This window comes from Paenibacillus harenae, from assembly GCF_030812415.1.
GTDB classification, from domain to species: Bacteria; Bacillota; Bacilli; order Paenibacillales; family Paenibacillaceae; genus Pristimantibacillus; species Pristimantibacillus harenae_A.
The window spans coordinates 884901-900517 of the sequence record NZ_JAUSST010000002.1 but is presented as its reverse complement, the minus strand read 5'-3'; the positions used below and the strand labels follow the sequence as shown (position 1 = coordinate 900517).

Below are 15617 nucleotides of genomic sequence, written 5' to 3'. Positions count from 1 at the left end.
GTAAACCCTCCCTATTTAATTAGCGCATTCGGATCAATGATCAGTGCCACATAGCCATCGCCAAGAATAGTCGCTCCGGATATCGCTTCGATGTTCGTCAAGTATTTGCCGAGGGTCTTAAGCACGATCTCGCTTTGGCCGATAAATTCGTCTACCATAACGGCAGCCCATTTCTCGCCTTTGCGAACGACGACGATTTCCGTTTCGTCCTCCGTATCCTCGTTATAATCAGGCGAGTCCAATACTTTGCTTAGCGATACGACTGGAATGATCGTATTGCGGAATTCGATCATCCGATTGCCGTGAACATGGAGCACTTGGTCTTTGCGTAAAATGCCCGTCTCTACGATGGACGATAACGGAATTGCATACTTCTCGCTGCCTAGCTTCACGAGCATGGCCGAAATTATAGATAGCGTAAGCGGAAGTTGAACGGAAAACTTCGTTCCTCTTCCCGGCGCCGAATCTACCGTTACGTTTCCTCCAAGCGATGTAATCTTCGATCTTACGACATCAAGACCAACGCCGCGTCCGGATATATCGGAGATTTTATCTGCCGTACTGAATCCTGCCGCGAAGATCAGCATATTGATTTCGTCATTCGTCAGCTTCTTCGCTTCTTCCTCGGTAACGACGCCATTTTTGACCGCGGTTTTCAGCACTTTCTCCTTATGGATGCCTCGGCCGTCCTCTTCCACTTCTATGAATACATGATTGCCGCTATGGTAAGCTCGCAGATGGATTATTCCCGTCTCCGACTTGCCTGCCGCAATCCGTTCTTCGACCGTCTCGATCCCGTGATCGACCGAGTTGCGGAGCAAGTGAACGAGCGGATCGCCAATCTCATCGATGACCGTCCGATCGAGCTCGGTCTCGGCTCCAGAAATAACGAGATCGATTTTTTTGTCCAATGACTTGGCCAAATCGCGAATCATACGCGGGAACCGGTTGAATACCGAGTCAACGGGCACCATTCGCAGCTTAAGCACGATGTTTTGCAAATCCGAGCTGACCCGAGCCATATGCTCGACGGTCTCGGTCAAATCGTTGCGTTTTATTTCGCTAGACAGCTGCTCCAGCCTTACGCGGTCGATCAGCAACTCGCTGAACAGATTCATTAGCGTGTCCAGACGTTCAATATCAACCCGAATCGTGCGTGATACTGCCGGAGCTGGCGCTGTTGCCGCTCCAGCCTGAGGAGTCGGCGCGGCAGAAGTTGCCGCTGCCTGGCTTTGAGCCTCAATGACCGGCGCTGCGGAAGACTCTTCCGCCTGATTGACGCTATCCATTGATGGCGCGGCCGGTGCTTGGATCAGCATGGCTAACGATTCCTGATCGAGCAAAGTAACAACCGCCGATTCGATTTCTGAAATATCGGAAATTTGTTTTTGCAGATCGGCGCCCTCAATCGGGGAGATCATGAATACCGAGAACGAATTGTCGAATTTCTCTTGTTCAATGTCCTGTACGGAAGGGTCAGACTTGACAATCTCTCCGCTGCGCTCAAGCAAGTCGAACACCATATAAGCGCGTACCGCTTTCAATACGCAATTATCGCGTACCGCTACTTGAATGAGATACACATTCTGACCGCTGCCGATCGATTGCATCAATACCGACGACTGGAATTCGTCTAGCAGCATTGCCCCCGTCATGCCAGCCTCAGGCTTAGCAGCCTCAGCAGACGCAGCAGGCTGCGCCGGAGCGGCAGCACCCGATTTATAGTCGCTTTTCGTAATGATTTGAAGCGAAGCTACGATTGCCGACACATCCGCTTTGCCCGTTCCTCCGCCAACGATATCCTGCACCATCGCCTCCAGAGCATCAAGTCCTTTAAACAATGTATCGAAAATAAAGCTATCCATTTTGAGCTTGCTGTTGCGAACGAGATCAAGCACGTTTTCCATCTCATGCGTCAGAGCGGCAAGATCCTCGAAACCCATCGTTGCCGACATCCCTTTGAGCGTATGAGCGGATCGGAAGATGTCTTGAACGATGCTTAGCTCCCCAGGCTCGCTTTCCAGCTTAAGCAGGTTTTCGTTTAATGCTTGCAAGTGATCGTTCGATTCATCGATAAACATGGACAAGTACGCATTCATATCCATTTCCAGAACACCTCCTGTAAGTACTTATGGTAGTCTCTAGCATTTATTTAAACACTGCATTCACGAGCTCGGTCGCAATGTGTTGCAACGGTAGTACGGTTCGAACGTACCCGCCTTCGATCGCGCATCTTGGCATCCCGTACACGACGCAAGTTTCCTCCGACTCGGCAATCGTTGACACCGCGCCGCTCTGCGCGAGCTGCATCATCCCTTTGGTGCCGTCGTTGCCCATCCCTGTCATAATGACCGCATGGCGCTTCAACTCCTGGTGATCGATCAACGATTCGAACAACACATCGACGGATGGCCGATGGCCATTGCGCAATGGCTGCTCCGTCAACTTGATTCGATAACCGTCTGTGTCTTTGCCTAGCTCCATATGATGGCCGCCTGGCGCGATATAGACAACACCTGCTGAGACCTTCTCGCCGTTGGTCGCTTCCACGACCTGCAGCGGGCTAAAGCTATCGAGCCTCTGAGCGAGCGACTTCGTGAACTTAGGAGGCATATGCTGCACGACTAGCACCGGCGAAGGAAAGTTCGCTGGCAGCGAGCAGATCACTTCGTGAAGCGCCCTTGGTCCACCGGTCGAGGTGCCAATGGCTACTATATGGCGGAAACTTGCAGCCGTACCAGGTGATCTCTTAACGCCACCAGCCGCAGGCTGCAAAACCTTCGATTGCACGGTTTTCGCTTTCGCTGCTGCCTCCTTAGGAGGAGTGCTTGGCGGCGTTAATGCAGACTTTGGTTTTTTAACCGGCACTTGCTTGCTTTGCACCGGATCCTGATCGGGTTTATGTAATGGGGCGGTCGCCCTTGCCTGTGGCATCTCCTTGGACGGCTGAAGCAGGGGCTTCTTCCGTTCGCTAATGACAGGTATGGCAGGTTTCGGCGGCGTATCCTCAAATTTTCGAGGTTCGGCTTTATTAATAAATAACGGCTCAATCGGTGGGACGGTATTGCTTTCTTCGGATTCTTGAATGTGAATTACCGGTTGATGACGCTTCGTCAACACGGCAATTTTGAGCTTCTCAATCAACAGCTCGCCAACCTGATGGATATCGTTGGAAATCGCGCTAGACGGCTTCCTAATAAAATCGAATGCGCCGTATTGCAGAGCTTTAATCGTATCTCGCGTGTTTTCCTCGCTAATTCCTGATAACATTATGACCGGAATCGGACTGTCCTTCATAATGTGCTGCAGCGCTTGCAGCCCGTTCATAAGCGGCATTTCCAAATCAAGCGTAATCGCATCCGGCTTCCATTTCATTACGGATTGAATAGCCTCTTCGCCGTTCTCGGCAGTGCCAACAATCGTGAATTGCGGATCTTGGACGATCAGATCGCTTATAATTTTCCGCATGAAGGGTGAATCGTCAACTACTAGAATGCGATTAGGAGCCATCTGCGTTCCTCCTAGATTCAAAGGATTATCTTGAAAGCCTGAACATTTTGTGTAAAAACCCTTTGACGCCCCCTGCTGCCACCTCGGCTTTAGGCATCTCCAGAAACTGCTTGGCAATGCGTTCGATTGCTGAGGAAGCTTCCGAGCTTGGATATGCGACCGTGAAAGGGATCTGACGCTTGACTGCCTTGGAGACGTTCGAATCGTCAGGGACGATGCCAAGCGATGGAAGTTCAATGCGCAAAAACTGCTTTGATACAAGATTGATCTTGTCGGCTGTCTGGCGGCCTTCACGATAATCGGTTGCGCGGTTGACGATCAGCTTGAACGGTACGTGTATATCCATCCCGTTCACCATCTTGATGAGTGCATAGGCATCGGTAATCGAGGTAGGCTCCGGTGTCGTCACGACAATCGTCTCTTGCGAGGCGGCAATGAACTTCACCGTTTCCTTCGATAAACCTGCGCCCGTATCGAACAGAATAACGTCATACTGCCCATGCAGCTTGTCAATCTGTCCAGCAAATCCATCAAGCTGCTCCGCAGTCAAGTTCAGAAGATCGCTGAATCCGGAGCCGCCGGCAATAAAGTGAAGCCCTTCCGGTCCGAGCTGAATAATATCCCAAATCGTCTTCTCCTGCTTCAGCAGGTGATACAGGCTGTATGGCGAGGTTACCCCCATCAGAACGTCGATATTGGCCATTCCGATGTCGGCATCGAACACGAGCACCTTCTGACCTAACCGCCGCAGCATAATAGCGAAGTTGAGGCTGAAGTTCGACTTGCCGACGCCGCCCTTACCGCTCGTCACAGTAACGATCCGCGTCTGCCGACCTTCTTCTATTCGTTCTCTTTGCTTAATCAGGTTCCGCAGCGCTTCCGCCTGGTCATTCATGGGAAGAGTCCCCCAATAAGAGCTGAATGTAAGTCTGTACGCGGAACCTTTCTATATCGTCCGGCACGGTTTGGCCAGCAGCCAAGTAAGTAGGGAGAAGCTCGAAATTCATAATCAGGTTGAAAATCGATCCGTAAACCGACGTTTCGTCCAGTTTCGTGAACAGCACTTTGCGCACGCCATACTTGGCGAATTGCTCGGCAACTGCTGCCATATCCTTCGTCTTGGCCGTTAAGCTAAGCACGAGTATCGTCTCGCTGGATTCCTTCGATTGCAGCAGGCTATTCACCTCGGATACATGAAGCTCGCTTCGAAAGTTGCGTCCCGCCGTATCCATATAGATGAGCTCGCGATCCGACAATTGCTTATACGCTTTCGTCAAGTCCGGCTGAGAAACGACGACCTCAAGCGGGATGTTCAAAATATTCGCATACGTCCTGAGCTGGTCTACCGCTGCTATACGGTACGTATCCGATGTTATGAAGCCAACCTTGCGGCTGAACTTGATCGTTTGCTCAGCGGCAAGCTTCGCAATCGTCGTCGTCTTGCCTACTCCTGTCGGGCCTACGAAATGAACAACCCTGGCATTGGGATCGATCGCATGTCCGACGAATGGACGAATCCATTCCTCGAGCATTTTAGCTGCCTCGGACCATAGTTGATCCTTGGCAAACTCTGTTTGAAGTTCTGTTTGCTTATCGTGAACGGCTTGCATGAGACGGTCAATCCATTCGGAGGACATTTCCTGATCGATCAGTCTTTCCTTCAGTTCCAGCATTTGCTCCGAATATAAAGAACTCTCCTTCTGCTGTTTCGATAACTGAACCATATACTGCCGCAAATCTCTAATCTCGTTAATGATGAATTGCTCGCGTTCCACCCGCAAGTTCTCAATCTGATTTTGCGCGGGCGGCGCAGGAGCAGGCGCAGGTATCGGCGGAATGACCGGGCTTTCCGCATCCAACGCTGCAGCTGACGAACGCTGCATGCTTTGCAAAATCTGCATTGCAGCAGCGTTCACCTCCGGTGATGCCTGCCTTTGAGGGGCTGCATTCGCCGGTGCCGATTCGATCGCCGCTATCACTTCGATCTTCTTCTTGCGGAACATACCCATGAAGCCGCCAATCTTTAGTTCCTTCGTATTCAGAATGACCGCGTCTTTGCCGAGCTCCGTCCGAATCATCGAAACGGCCTCAGGCAAAGCGTCAACGACGTAACGTTTTACTCTCATAAGTTCACCACCCCGATACTTTGAACCTCAACGTTCGGCTCCAGCTCGCTGTACGAAAGCACGGGTACGTCTTGCATCGTCCGCTCGACGATTTGCCTCAAGTACATACGTATCGTCGGCGAAGCGAGTACGACGGGCTGTTGCCCGGTTTGAATCTGGCGATTGACATGCTCGGTAAGCTTCTGATAAATCTGCTGCGTTGATATTGGATCAAGCGCAATGTAGCTGCCTTGCTCGGTTTGTTGTACCGATTCGGCGATCTTCTTCTCAAGCTGCGGCCCTACCGTTATGACGCGCAGCGTATCGCCTTGGGGCGAGAATTGTTGCGTAATTTGGCGGGACAAAGCTTGTCTTACATATTCGGTCAGCACATCCGGATCCTTCGTGTAACTGCCGTGATCGGCAAGCGATTCGAAGATCGTGACGAGATCGCGGATCGATACTTTCTCGCGGAGCAGCTTCGCCAGCACCTTCTGAATTTCGCCGATGGATAGGATCGAAGGTATAAGCTCTTCGATAAGCGCTGGATACGTTTCCTTCACATTCTCGATCAGCAGCTTCGCTTCTTGGCGTCCGATCAGCTCATGCGCATGACGCTTAATAATTTCCGTCAAATGCGTTGCCACGACCGATGGCGGATCAACGACCGTATAGCCTGACAGCTCGGCGCGTTCCTTCATCTGCTCGTCGATCCATATTGCCGGAAGACCGAAAGCCGGTTCCATAGTCTCAATACCAATGACGGAATCGTCTTCAAAACCTGGGCTCATCGCCAAGTAATGGTTAAGCAGCAGATCGCCGCGCGCAACCGTATTGCCTTTGATCTTAATGACATATTCGTTCGGCTTGAGTTGGATATTGTCTCGTATTCGGATGACCGGTACGACGAGTCCAAGCTCAAGCGCGCATTGCCTGCGAATCATTATGATCCGGTCAAGCAAGTCGCCTCCCTGCTGCGTATCGGCAAGCGGGATTAAACCGTAACCAAATTCGAATTCGATCGGATCCACTTGCAGAAGGCTGATCACGCTCTCCGGACTGCGTACCTCCTCGATCTGTTGCTCCTCGACAAGCATCTCCGCTTGTTCTTGCTGCTTCGAGATGACTTTCTGCATTCGCCATGCCCCGAATGCAAGTAGAATCGCAAAAGGCCAAGTTCTGAATACGCCGATAGGCGTGAAACCGAGCAACAGCAGTGTGCCTGCCGCAACATAGAGCAGCTTCGGATATTTGAACAATTGATTGGTCACATCTTCGGCGAAGTTGCCGTCGGAGGCCGCTCTCGTTACGATTAGGCCTGCAGCCGTAGAGATTAGCAGTGCAGGAATTTGACTGACGAGTCCGTCGCCAATCGTTAGAATCGAGAAGGTCTCAAGCGCATCCTGGAAGCTAAGGCCCCGTAGAGTCATTCCGATAATGAAGCCGCCGACCAGGTTAATGAGTAGAATGATGATCGATGCGATCGCATCGCCTTTTACGAATTTACTGGCTCCGTCCATCGCACCGTAGAAGTCCGCTTCGCGTTCGATCTTGGACCGGCGCTCTCTCGCTTGCGTTTCATTAATCAAGCCGGCGTTCAGGTCGGCATCAATGCTCATCTGCTTGCCGGGCATTGCATCGAGGGTGAACCTTGCGGCAACTTCCGCTACCCTCTCCGAGCCTTTCGTAATAACGATGAACTGTACGACGACAAGAATAAGGAAGACGATAAAGCCAACTGCTATTTCGCCTCCGCCTACCCATCTGCCGAACGTTTCTACAACTTCGCCGGCATGGGCATGCGACAATATATTTCTTGTCGTCGAAACGTTAAGCGCTAGGCGGAATAGCGTCGTTACGAGCAAAATAGCCGGGAAGATCGAGAAATCAAGCGCTTCCCGCGTATTCATCGCAATAAGTAAAATCATCAATGCTATCGATATATTGACGATAAGGAGAAAGTCTAGCAGCAGCACCGGGATCGGGATAATCATCATGAGAACAATCCCAATGATTCCGAGTAATATGATTATATCTTTTGCTTTCATGACGCTGCCTCCTCCCTATAAATTATGATGACTTTGCTCGGCCTTTCAGTTTATATACATATGCCAGCACTTCGGCCACAGCTTGGAACAGATCTGCCGGAATGACGTCGCCGATCTCGGCCCGTTCGTAAAGCGCTCTGGCAAGCGGCTTGTTTTCCATCGTAATGACTCCGTTTTCCTTCGCAATCTCTTTGATACGGAGTGCTACATGATCCATCCCCTTCGCGATTATGGTTGGTGCCTCCATATTGGAAGCGTCGTATTTGAGCGCGATCGCAAAGTGAGTCGGGTTGGTAATGACCACATCGGCCTTCGGAACTTCCTGCATCATTCGCTGCAAAGCCATTCGACGCTGCTTCTCGCGGATGCGGCCTTTAATAATCGGATCTCCCTCTGTCTTCTTGTACTCGTCTTTAATATCTTGTTTGGACATCTTCAAACTCTTGGCATGCTCATAACGTTGATAGAAGTAATCCGCGAACGCAAGCACGACAAGCATCGCACCGACTTGTATCCCTATCTTCAGCGTCAAGCCTGCAACGTAGCTGAATATGGATTCGATTGGCATCGTGGTGAGCGATAAGATCCGCTCCCAATCGTTCCAGATTGCCATAAATACGAAAATGCCGATGATAAGCAGCTTCAGGATGCTCTTTAAACCTTCAACGACTGTTCTCATCGAGAAAATTTGTTTAAAGCCGTTAATCGGATTGAGTTTCTCCAGCTTCATCTTCAAAGGCTCTCCGGTAAGTAAAAACCCGAATTGCATAACATTGCCGATGATTCCGATCAGCATCGCGATTGCGAAGATCGGAAGCAAGAACATTAACATTTGAACCGACACGTCAAGCAATAACGCCATTACGTTCTCAGCGGTCAGTTCCATGGTCAGCCAATCTTCAAACAGATTGCCGAACATGCCGAGAACATGTTTCTTATAGTAGCCGCCCAGCATCATGAAACTGGAGAATACAACAAGCAGAATAAGTGCGCCAGGCAAATCGCTTGATCTTGCGATTTGGCCTTTTTTCCTTGCTTCACTTACTTTCTTCGGTGTCGCCTTCTCCGTCTTCTCTTGACTGAACATCTGCAGATCAAGCTCAAAACGGTATGTACGCATCGATGCTGCCTCCTAACGCCCTACGGGCGGTCCTTGTACGATGCCGAATAGCTGCTCGAGCGACTCGAACATAATCGAGAACAGTCTCTCGAAGATAGAAGCAATCCCCGGCATGAGGAGTACGAGTAGGAACAGACCGACAATCAGTTTAAGCGGAATGCCGATAACGAAAACGTTATATTGCGGCGCTGTCTTGGCCAGCAAGCCAAGTCCCGCGTCCGTAAGCAGCATGGCAACGACTAATGGAGCCGAAACTTGAAGCGCGAGCAAAAAAGTATTGCCGACCACTCTGACGAGATAGTCCGTTATGCTTCCGCTCATCAATCTGGCGAACAGCTCATTCGAAAGCGGCATCCATTGATAACTGTCCATTAATCCTTGCAGTAAGTAATGATGACCATTCATCATCAAGAAAATCAATATCATCAGCATATACTTGAAGCTGCCAAGCAACGGCTGAGAGGTCCCCGTATGCGGGTCGATTACGTTCGCCATCGCGAATCCGATCTGCATATCCATTAGCGAGCCTGCCATGTTCACAACCGAGAAGAACAAGTACACAACGAAGCCCAGCAAGACGCCCACCAATATTTCACGAAGAATAGCCAGCACGTATTCGGCATTCGGCACGATTGTCTGTTCCATTCCATAAGTAAGAAATACGATGAACGAAATGAAAAAACCGAGCCCGATCTTGAACGCATTCGGCACGCCTCGAGAAGAAAAGACAGGCGCGACGACGAAAAATGCTGTAATCCGACAAAAAATAAGCAAAAAAATAGGAAACCCTTTTACGATCGCATCCATTCATTCACAGCCTATCCGATGTACTTATGGAGATTATTCAGCAGATTGTAAGTGAAGTCGACGACCGTATTCAGTATCCATGGGCCAAAAACGATGATGGCTAAAAATACGGCTACAATTTTAGGCACAAATGCAAGCGTCTGCTCCTGAATCTGTGTTGTCGCTTGAAAAATACTGACGATCAGGCCAACGACTAAAGCAAGAATGAGCATCGGGGCGCTGGCTTTCAACACCGTATAGACGGCTTGTCCGGCCAATCCGATTATGAAGTCAGCACTCATGTTCTAGTCCTCCCTGCTTTTGTCATGTGCTGAAGCTTAATAACAACGATTTAACGATTAAATACCAGCCGTCGACTAGTACGAATAGCAACAGCTTGAAGGGCAACGAAATCATGATCGGCGGGAGCATCATCATCCCCATCGCCATTAAGGTACTGGAGACGATCATATCGATAACCAGAAAAGGAATGAATATCATAAAGCCCATCTGGAACGCCGTCTTGAGCTCGCTTATCGCATAAGCGGGGACGAGTACCGTGATCGGAATGTCCTCGTACGTTTCCGGCTTCTCGGTTTTCGTATAATTCATGAACAGCATCAAGTCTTTCTCCCTCGTGTGGGAGAACATGAACTTCTTCATTGGAAGCGAAGCCTGTTCGAATGCTTCGGTTTGCGAAATCTCGCCTTTCAAATACGGCTGCAGCGCTACCTCATTTACTTGTGAGAACGTCGGCGCCATGATGAAGAAGGTTAGAAACATCGCAAGACCGATCAGCACTTGGTTCGGTGGCATTTGCTGCGTGCCGAGCGATGTTCTGACGAAACCGAGTACGATGACGATACGCGTGAAGCTCGTCATCAGTACCATGATGGCCGGAGCGATACTAAGCACCGTAATTAGCAGCAAGATGGATAATGCGCTCGTTGCCGGCTCTTCTGAACCGCTGTCGCCGATGTTAATGGAGATGTCCGGAATAGGCTCCGCGAATGCAGGCGTATAGAACAGCATGGCGAGCAGTTGTACAGCTACTATCGATATCCACCATTTATTTGTCATCATCGATCAACCGTTCATTTGTTTTAGTGTCGTTTAGTAAAGATTCTAGCTGTTGCTTCCGATCCGACTGCTGAGAAAGCTTGCTTTGGAGCATGCTTTGGAAAGATGTTGAATGATTCCATTGCTCGTTAGCAGGTTGTTTATCCGTCTCCGCGTTACGGCCGCGCAGCTTGCTTACGAGCTGCGTCAAGGCGTTCTGCGGCCACGTATGGTCAGGTTGACGCTCCAGCGACTCAATGATCGCTTTGGCTTCCTCTGGATCGACAACCTTGTCGAGCAGCGTAATATTTTCGCCGATGCCTACTATGTAAATCCGTCCCGCAATTTCAACGACTTGCACCGAATTGTTTTGCCCAAGCGCTATGCCTCCAAGCGAGCGGAGCGAACGATTCGTTCCCCAAGCCCGGTTGCGCTGGGACAGCCATTTGATGACAAGCACGATTAGAACGATAACAATCGCAAGCGAAACGATTACCCATATAAAGCTGCCAGCAAGACTTTCCGATCCAGAGAACACCATCTGCTCGTCCTTAGCCGCATTATCGACAGTTTCCTCTGCTGCCGAAGCGATTCCTGGCAAGAGCGCCGTCCCAAGCACCGATGCGATCGAGACGCGCGAGAATAAATTAGCCATAGCGTTACCGTTATCCGAGCGTTTTCTTGATCGCTTCGATTACGCGGTCCGCTTGGAAAGGCTTCACGATAAAGTCTTTGGCGCCTGCTTGAATCGCATCGATAACCATCGCTTGCTGACCCATTGCGGAGCACATAATTACTTTTGCGTTGCCGTCAAGCTTCTTGATTTCTTTCAATGCGGAGATGCCGTCCATCTCAGGCATCGTAATGTCCATCGTAATCAGGTCAGGTTTAAGTTCCTTATACTTCTCAACCGCCTGCGCGCCGTCTGGTGCCTCGCCGACGACTTCGTAGCCGTTCTTCGATAAAATGTCGCGAATCATCATTCGCATAAAAGCTGCGTCGTCTACGATAAGAATGCGGTTTGCCATCTTTTTCTTCCTCCCAGGATATTACTGTAATTTTTGAATGCGATCCCACTGGCTTACAATATCTGTTACGCGAACGCCAAAGTTTTCGTCGATGACGACAACCTCGCCTTTGGCGATCAGTTTGTTATTCACGAGGATGTCGACCGGCTCGCCGGCCAGCTTGTCCAGCTCGATAATCGAGCCTTGCGACAACTCAAGAATATCCTTAATTTGCTTCTGGGTTCTCCCTAATTCTACAGTGACCTTAAGCGGTATGTCGAGAAGTAAATTGAGGTTTGTCGAATCAGGTTGAACGAACGATCCCCCGCCAAAATTAGCGAATTGAACGGGTTGTACATTGACGTTTCGGTTAGCTGCATTGTGTCCGTATGTATGCGGTCCAGGTGGCTGCATAGGCATATCGTAACCGGCTGCTGGCGCCCCGAAAGGCATAGCAGGCTGCTGAGGCGGCGCAGATGGCATCGTATACATTTGCGCTGCTGCGACTTCTTGATAAGCCGTCGCTTGCTCGACTGCCGCTGGAGACGCAGCTGGCGTATTCGCCGGCGCTGGAGCAGGTGCAGGTGTCGGTGCCGGAGCAACCTCATCATCGAAACTTCCGCCCATCAGCGTTGAGACCATTTGCTTCGCGAACGAAACGGGCAACAATTGCATAATCGCCGAATCGATAAGATCCCCGATCGTTAATCGGAACGAAATTTTGATGAAAATGTCGACTGGCGGCAAATGTCCCATACCGTCGCCGTTATTCACGTCCAGAATATCGATTCCCGGAGGCGATATGTTGACGAATCGGTTGAAGATTGTCGACATCGACGTCGCCGACGAGCCCATCATTTGATTCATCGCTTCTTGAACGGCGCTAATATGGATTTCATTAAGCTCCTCGACGGATACGTCGCCTTCTCCGCCCAACATTAAGTCCGCTATGATTTGCGCATCCTTCGTTTTGATCACAAGCGAATTGATCCCTTGGAAGCCATCTACGTATTGGACGCTAACGGCTACATGCGGCTTTGGAAAAATGTCCGCGAGCTCGTCGCGTCTAACAAGCGTGACTTGCGGAGTCGTAATATCGACCTTCTTGCCGAGAAGCGTGGAAAGAGCCGTTGCAGCGCTTCCGAACGTAATATTGCCGATCTCTCCAAGCGCATCCTGTTCCATGGACGACAAGAAGTCTTCCAGCTGATCAGCTTGTCCGGTCGACTGCGCCGCTTCAGGCTCATTAGAGGATTGACGAAGCAATGCATCGATCTCCTCTTGCGATAAATAGTCTTTACTCGTCATATTCTTCATCCACTCCTTCGCTGACAATCTCGTCCACCTGTACCGCAATCCGATCCTTAACCGATCCCGGACTGCCGATGAACTTAAGCTTATCTCCAACTTTTATTTTGAGCCCATCCTCAATCGACTTATTTAACGTAATCACGTCGCCGATGTTCAAACCAAGAAATTCGCTAATCGATATCGAAGATTCGCCTAGTTCGGCAACGATCGGGAGCTTCGCCCTATGTACCCTTTGTTCAAGCATTTCGTATTCCTCTGGGGCGCGCGCTTTCTTCTGCGATACAAACCAATGATGGACGGACAGTCTTTGCATAATCGGTTCGATGACGACATGAGGAATACATAGATTGATCATTCCCGTAGTATCGCCGATCTTCGTGCTGAACGAGATAAGCGCAATCGTTTCGTTCGGCGAGACAATCTGCATGAACTGCGGATTCGTCTCCAATGCTTCCATGACAGGAGAAATGTCTATGATCGTTCTCCATGCTTCCTGCAAGCTTTCCAGCGTCTTGCTGAATATTCGTTCCATAATCATCGTTTCGATTTCAGTCAAGTTGTTGATCTTGGAGGGCGCCGAGCCTTGGCCGCCTAACATTCTATCCAGCATGGCGTAAGCGACATTGGGATGAACCTCAAGCACCATCCGCCCTTCCAGCGGCTCCGCTTCAAAAATGTTCAGTATCGTCATTTTAGGAATCGAACGAATAAACTCGTCATACGGCAGTTGGTCTACGTGCACGACGTTAATTTGAACAAATGTGCGAAGTTGCGCTGAGAAATAGGTTGTCAAATATCGCGCGAAGTTTTCGTGTATGCGAGTTAAACTCCGAATATGATCCTTCGAAAAACGAGTGGCGCGCTTGAAATTGTAAACACTGACTTTTCGAGACGTCTCTTCTTTTTTCAAATCCTCGGCATCCATTTCCCCTGAGGACAAGGCAGCGAGCAGCGCGTCTATTTCGTTCTGCGATAAAACATCAACCAATTTTCTCACCTCCTTCGAGGAATGTCGGCCTTAACTTTTAAATTTCTGCAATCGTAAAGTTGGTAATCTCGACCTTAACAAGCTTGCCTTTGGCAAGGATTGGATTGATCAAGTTCAGAAGCTTCGATTCCAACGCGTCTTCGCCCTTGGAGCCGCTGAGCTCATCCGCCGTCATATCCGCAACCGCGCGGTTAATGATCGGACGGACTTCGATTTCCATAATTTTGTCGAAGTCCTCTTTTGCTTTTTTGCTGTCCAGTTGGAAAGCAAAGCTCAGAATAACGACATATTCAGGATCAAGCAGATTTCGTCTGAATTCCTTCAATTCGGAAGTTACCTCTACGCGCTCCGAAGCGGAAAGAACCTTCACTTCCACTGGCTTGTTCGCTGCTTCCGTCTCGCTATCGGTCAAAAACGATTTGAACAAAATTACAGCCACAATGGCGATAAGCGTAATGGACAGCAAAATGGTAATCAACCATGGCATCATCTTTTTCATGCTGAAGGACCCTCCGTTTGTTCACTCTTCTGGGCTGTCGCAATGAGGCCGATCGTCCGAAGAAATTGCTGATTAAGCTCTATCAGCTCAGATGACTTTTCTTTCACGACCAGCTTCTTGCCGGTCGTAAGCGTGATCACTGTATCAGCCGACTCCTCGATCACTTCAATCAAGAGCGCATTAATTATAACTTTCGTGCCGTTCAAACGCGTTACGGTAATCATCAGTTACCCCCTCACACCTAGGGGAGACGCCTTATGCCGCCTCCCGCCGGTTAAGACTTGTATTATCGTTTCAAGTTAACAACTTCTTGCAAAATTTCGTCGGAAGTCGTAATGATGCGCGAATTCGCTTGGAAACCGCGCTGCGCCACGATCATTTCCGTGAATTCGGCGGTCAAGTCGACGTTCGACATTTCTAGCTGACCGGCAATGATCGCGCCTGTACCGAACTCAGGATCGCCAGCGAACGTCAGGTAATCCTCAATGGAAGCATCAGGGTTCGCATTTGCCGTCATCCGGTACATATTGCCGCCGAGCTTCTCAAGACCGCTCGGGTTGATAACCTTCGTTACGGCAAGCTGTGGACCTGGAACCGTACCGTCCGGCGTTACCGTCATGATCGTTCCGTCTTGGCCTATGGAGAAAGCCGTTACCTCCGCATCAAGAATGATCGGTTCTTGATCAACCGATAATACGAAGTAACCGTCAGCCGTAACGAGCTGTCTGTTCGAATCAAGCGTGAAGTTTCCCGCGCGAGTCAGAAGCATCTCGGCATCGTCGTTCGCTCTTACAACGAAGAAACCGTCGCCGTCAATACGCAAGTCTGTCGGTTGGTTAGTCGTCATCGCGCTGCCCGCCGTATGCACCGTATCGATCGAACCGATCGATACGCCGAGTCCGATCTGCTTCGCGTTGACGCCGCCGCGGACGCCTTCCTCTGGCGCTGTAACGCCAGCAACCGTCTGGCTCAAAATATCTTTGAACATCACGCGACCCGCTTTGAAGCCGACCGTGTTCACGTTTGCGATATTATTGCCGATTACATCAAGCTTCGTTTGAAAACCGCGCATACCTGATACGCCGGAGTACATCGATCTTAGCATTGTTCGTTATTCCTCCTAAATTGTTTTTCACTTCGATGGCTAGCGCTGCTGCAAGCCGCTTCAATCGGTCGGCGGCTCG

16 protein-coding genes are annotated in these 15617 nt (G+C 50.1%); all 16 read right to left on the bottom strand.

The window, feature by feature from the left end:
• Positions 1-11 precede the first annotated feature (11 nt).
• Positions 12-2105 carry a chemotaxis protein CheA gene (locus J2T14_RS09015; protein WP_307469980.1) on the bottom strand — a complete coding sequence of 698 codons (2094 nt, stop codon included), beginning with the start codon at positions 2103-2105 and terminating at the stop codon, positions 12-14.
• A gap of 43 nt (positions 2106-2148) precedes the next feature.
• A complete protein-coding gene (locus J2T14_RS09010) occupies positions 2149-3510 on the bottom strand; it encodes a protein-glutamate methylesterase/protein-glutamine glutaminase (protein ID WP_307469978.1) in 1362 nt (453 codons plus the stop codon).
• Positions 3511-3535: 25 nt separating this feature from the next.
• Positions 3536-4405 (bottom strand): MinD/ParA family protein, encoded by an 870-nt coding sequence (locus J2T14_RS09005; protein ID WP_307469975.1) that lies wholly within the window; start codon positions 4403-4405, stop codon positions 3536-3538.
• Positions 4398-5636 carry a flagellar biosynthesis protein FlhF gene (gene flhF, locus J2T14_RS09000; RefSeq protein WP_307469970.1) on the bottom strand — a complete coding sequence of 413 codons (1239 nt, stop codon included), beginning with the start codon at positions 5634-5636 and terminating at the stop codon, positions 4398-4400. Before flhF ends, J2T14_RS09005 begins: the two co-directional genes overlap by 8 nt.
• On the bottom strand, positions 5633-7663 hold the full coding sequence (gene flhA, locus J2T14_RS08995; RefSeq protein ID WP_307469967.1) for a flagellar biosynthesis protein FlhA: 2031 nt from the start codon (positions 7661-7663) through the stop codon (positions 5633-5635). The genes flhF and flhA overlap by 4 nt, the downstream gene beginning before the upstream one ends.
• A gap of 22 nt (positions 7664-7685) precedes the next feature.
• Positions 7686-8783, bottom strand: a complete 1098-nt coding sequence (flhB, locus tag J2T14_RS08990) for a flagellar biosynthesis protein FlhB (RefSeq protein WP_307469965.1) — start codon at positions 8781-8783, stop codon at positions 7686-7688.
• A gap of 12 nt (positions 8784-8795) precedes the next feature.
• A complete protein-coding gene (gene fliR / locus J2T14_RS08985) occupies positions 8796-9590 on the bottom strand; it encodes a flagellar biosynthetic protein FliR (RefSeq protein ID WP_307469963.1) in 795 nt (264 codons plus the stop codon).
• Between the two features lie 11 nt (positions 9591-9601).
• Complete coding sequence (fliQ, locus tag J2T14_RS08980; RefSeq protein ID WP_307204047.1) at positions 9602-9871, bottom strand: flagellar biosynthesis protein FliQ; 270 nt, start codon at positions 9869-9871, stop codon at positions 9602-9604.
• A gap of 22 nt (positions 9872-9893) precedes the next feature.
• Positions 9894-10601, bottom strand: coding sequence for a flagellar type III secretion system pore protein FliP (gene fliP / locus J2T14_RS08975; RefSeq protein ID WP_373458132.1), 708 nt, complete (start codon positions 10599-10601; stop codon positions 9894-9896).
• 37 nt (positions 10602-10638) lie between these two features.
• On the bottom strand, positions 10639-11283 hold the full coding sequence (locus J2T14_RS08970; RefSeq protein ID WP_307469961.1) for a flagellar biosynthetic protein FliO: 645 nt from the start codon (positions 11281-11283) through the stop codon (positions 10639-10641).
• Positions 11284-11293: 10 nt separating this feature from the next.
• A complete protein-coding gene (locus J2T14_RS08965; RefSeq protein WP_307204043.1) occupies positions 11294-11656 on the bottom strand; it encodes a response regulator in 363 nt (120 codons plus the stop codon).
• 21 nt (positions 11657-11677) lie between these two features.
• On the bottom strand, positions 11678-12943 hold the full coding sequence (gene fliY, locus J2T14_RS08960) for a flagellar motor switch phosphatase FliY (protein WP_307204042.1): 1266 nt from the start codon (positions 12941-12943) through the stop codon (positions 11678-11680).
• Positions 12933-13934 (bottom strand): flagellar motor switch protein FliM, encoded by a 1002-nt coding sequence (gene fliM, locus J2T14_RS08955; RefSeq protein ID WP_307204041.1) that lies wholly within the window; start codon positions 13932-13934, stop codon positions 12933-12935. Before fliM ends, fliY begins: the two co-directional genes overlap by 11 nt.
• 37 nt (positions 13935-13971) lie before the next feature.
• Positions 13972-14433, bottom strand: coding sequence for a flagellar basal body-associated FliL family protein (locus J2T14_RS08950; protein ID WP_307204040.1), 462 nt, complete (start codon positions 14431-14433; stop codon positions 13972-13974).
• Positions 14430-14657 (bottom strand): flagellar FlbD family protein, encoded by a 228-nt coding sequence (locus J2T14_RS08945; protein WP_307469959.1) that lies wholly within the window; start codon positions 14655-14657, stop codon positions 14430-14432. Before J2T14_RS08945 ends, J2T14_RS08950 begins: the two co-directional genes overlap by 4 nt.
• Positions 14658-14719: 62 nt before the next feature.
• Positions 14720-15538 carry a flagellar basal body rod protein FlgG gene (flgG, locus tag J2T14_RS08940; protein WP_307469957.1) on the bottom strand — a complete coding sequence of 273 codons (819 nt, stop codon included), beginning with the start codon at positions 15536-15538 and terminating at the stop codon, positions 14720-14722.
• Between the last annotated feature and the right edge of the window lie 79 nt (positions 15539-15617).

Excerpts from the sequence above, each read along its gene's own strand:
- J2T14_RS09015 (WP_307469980.1), bottom strand. The coding sequence starts at position 2,105 with ATGGATATGAATGCGTACTTGTCCATGTTTATCGATGAATCGAACGAT.
- J2T14_RS09010 (WP_307469978.1), bottom strand. The coding sequence starts at position 3,510 with ATGGCTCCTAATCGCATTCTAGTAGTTGACGATTCACCCTTCATGCGG.
- J2T14_RS09005 (WP_307469975.1), bottom strand. The coding sequence starts at position 4,405 with ATGAATGACCAGGCGGAAGCGCTGCGGAACCTGATTAAGCAAAGAGAA.
- flhF (WP_307469970.1), bottom strand. The coding sequence starts at position 5,636 with ATGAGAGTAAAACGTTACGTCGTTGACGCTTTGCCTGAGGCCGTTTCG.
- flhA (WP_307469967.1), bottom strand. The coding sequence starts at position 7,663 with ATGAAAGCAAAAGATATAATCATATTACTCGGAATCATTGGGATTGTT.
- flhB (WP_307469965.1), bottom strand. The coding sequence starts at position 8,783 with ATGCGTACATACCGTTTTGAGCTTGATCTGCAGATGTTCAGTCAAGAG.
- fliR (WP_307469963.1), bottom strand. The coding sequence starts at position 9,590 with ATGGATGCGATCGTAAAAGGGTTTCCTATTTTTTTGCTTATTTTTTGT.
- fliQ (WP_307204047.1), bottom strand. The coding sequence starts at position 9,871 with ATGAGTGCTGACTTCATAATCGGATTGGCCGGACAAGCCGTCTATACG.
- fliP (WP_373458132.1), bottom strand. The coding sequence starts at position 10,601 with ATGCTGTTCTATACGCCTGCATTCGCGGAGCCTATTCCGGACATCTCC.
- J2T14_RS08970 (WP_307469961.1), bottom strand. The coding sequence starts at position 11,283 with ATGGCTAATTTATTCTCGCGCGTCTCGATCGCATCGGTGCTTGGGACG.
- J2T14_RS08965 (WP_307204043.1), bottom strand. The coding sequence starts at position 11,656 with ATGGCAAACCGCATTCTTATCGTAGACGACGCAGCTTTTATGCGAATG.
- fliY (WP_307204042.1), bottom strand. The coding sequence starts at position 12,943 with ATGACGAGTAAAGACTATTTATCGCAAGAGGAGATCGATGCATTGCTT.
- J2T14_RS08950 (WP_307204040.1), bottom strand. The coding sequence starts at position 14,433 with ATGAAAAAGATGATGCCATGGTTGATTACCATTTTGCTGTCCATTACG.
- J2T14_RS08945 (WP_307469959.1), bottom strand. The coding sequence starts at position 14,657 with ATGATTACCGTAACGCGTTTGAACGGCACGAAAGTTATAATTAATGCG.
- flgG (WP_307469957.1), bottom strand. The coding sequence starts at position 15,538 with ATGCTAAGATCGATGTACTCCGGCGTATCAGGTATGCGCGGTTTTCAA.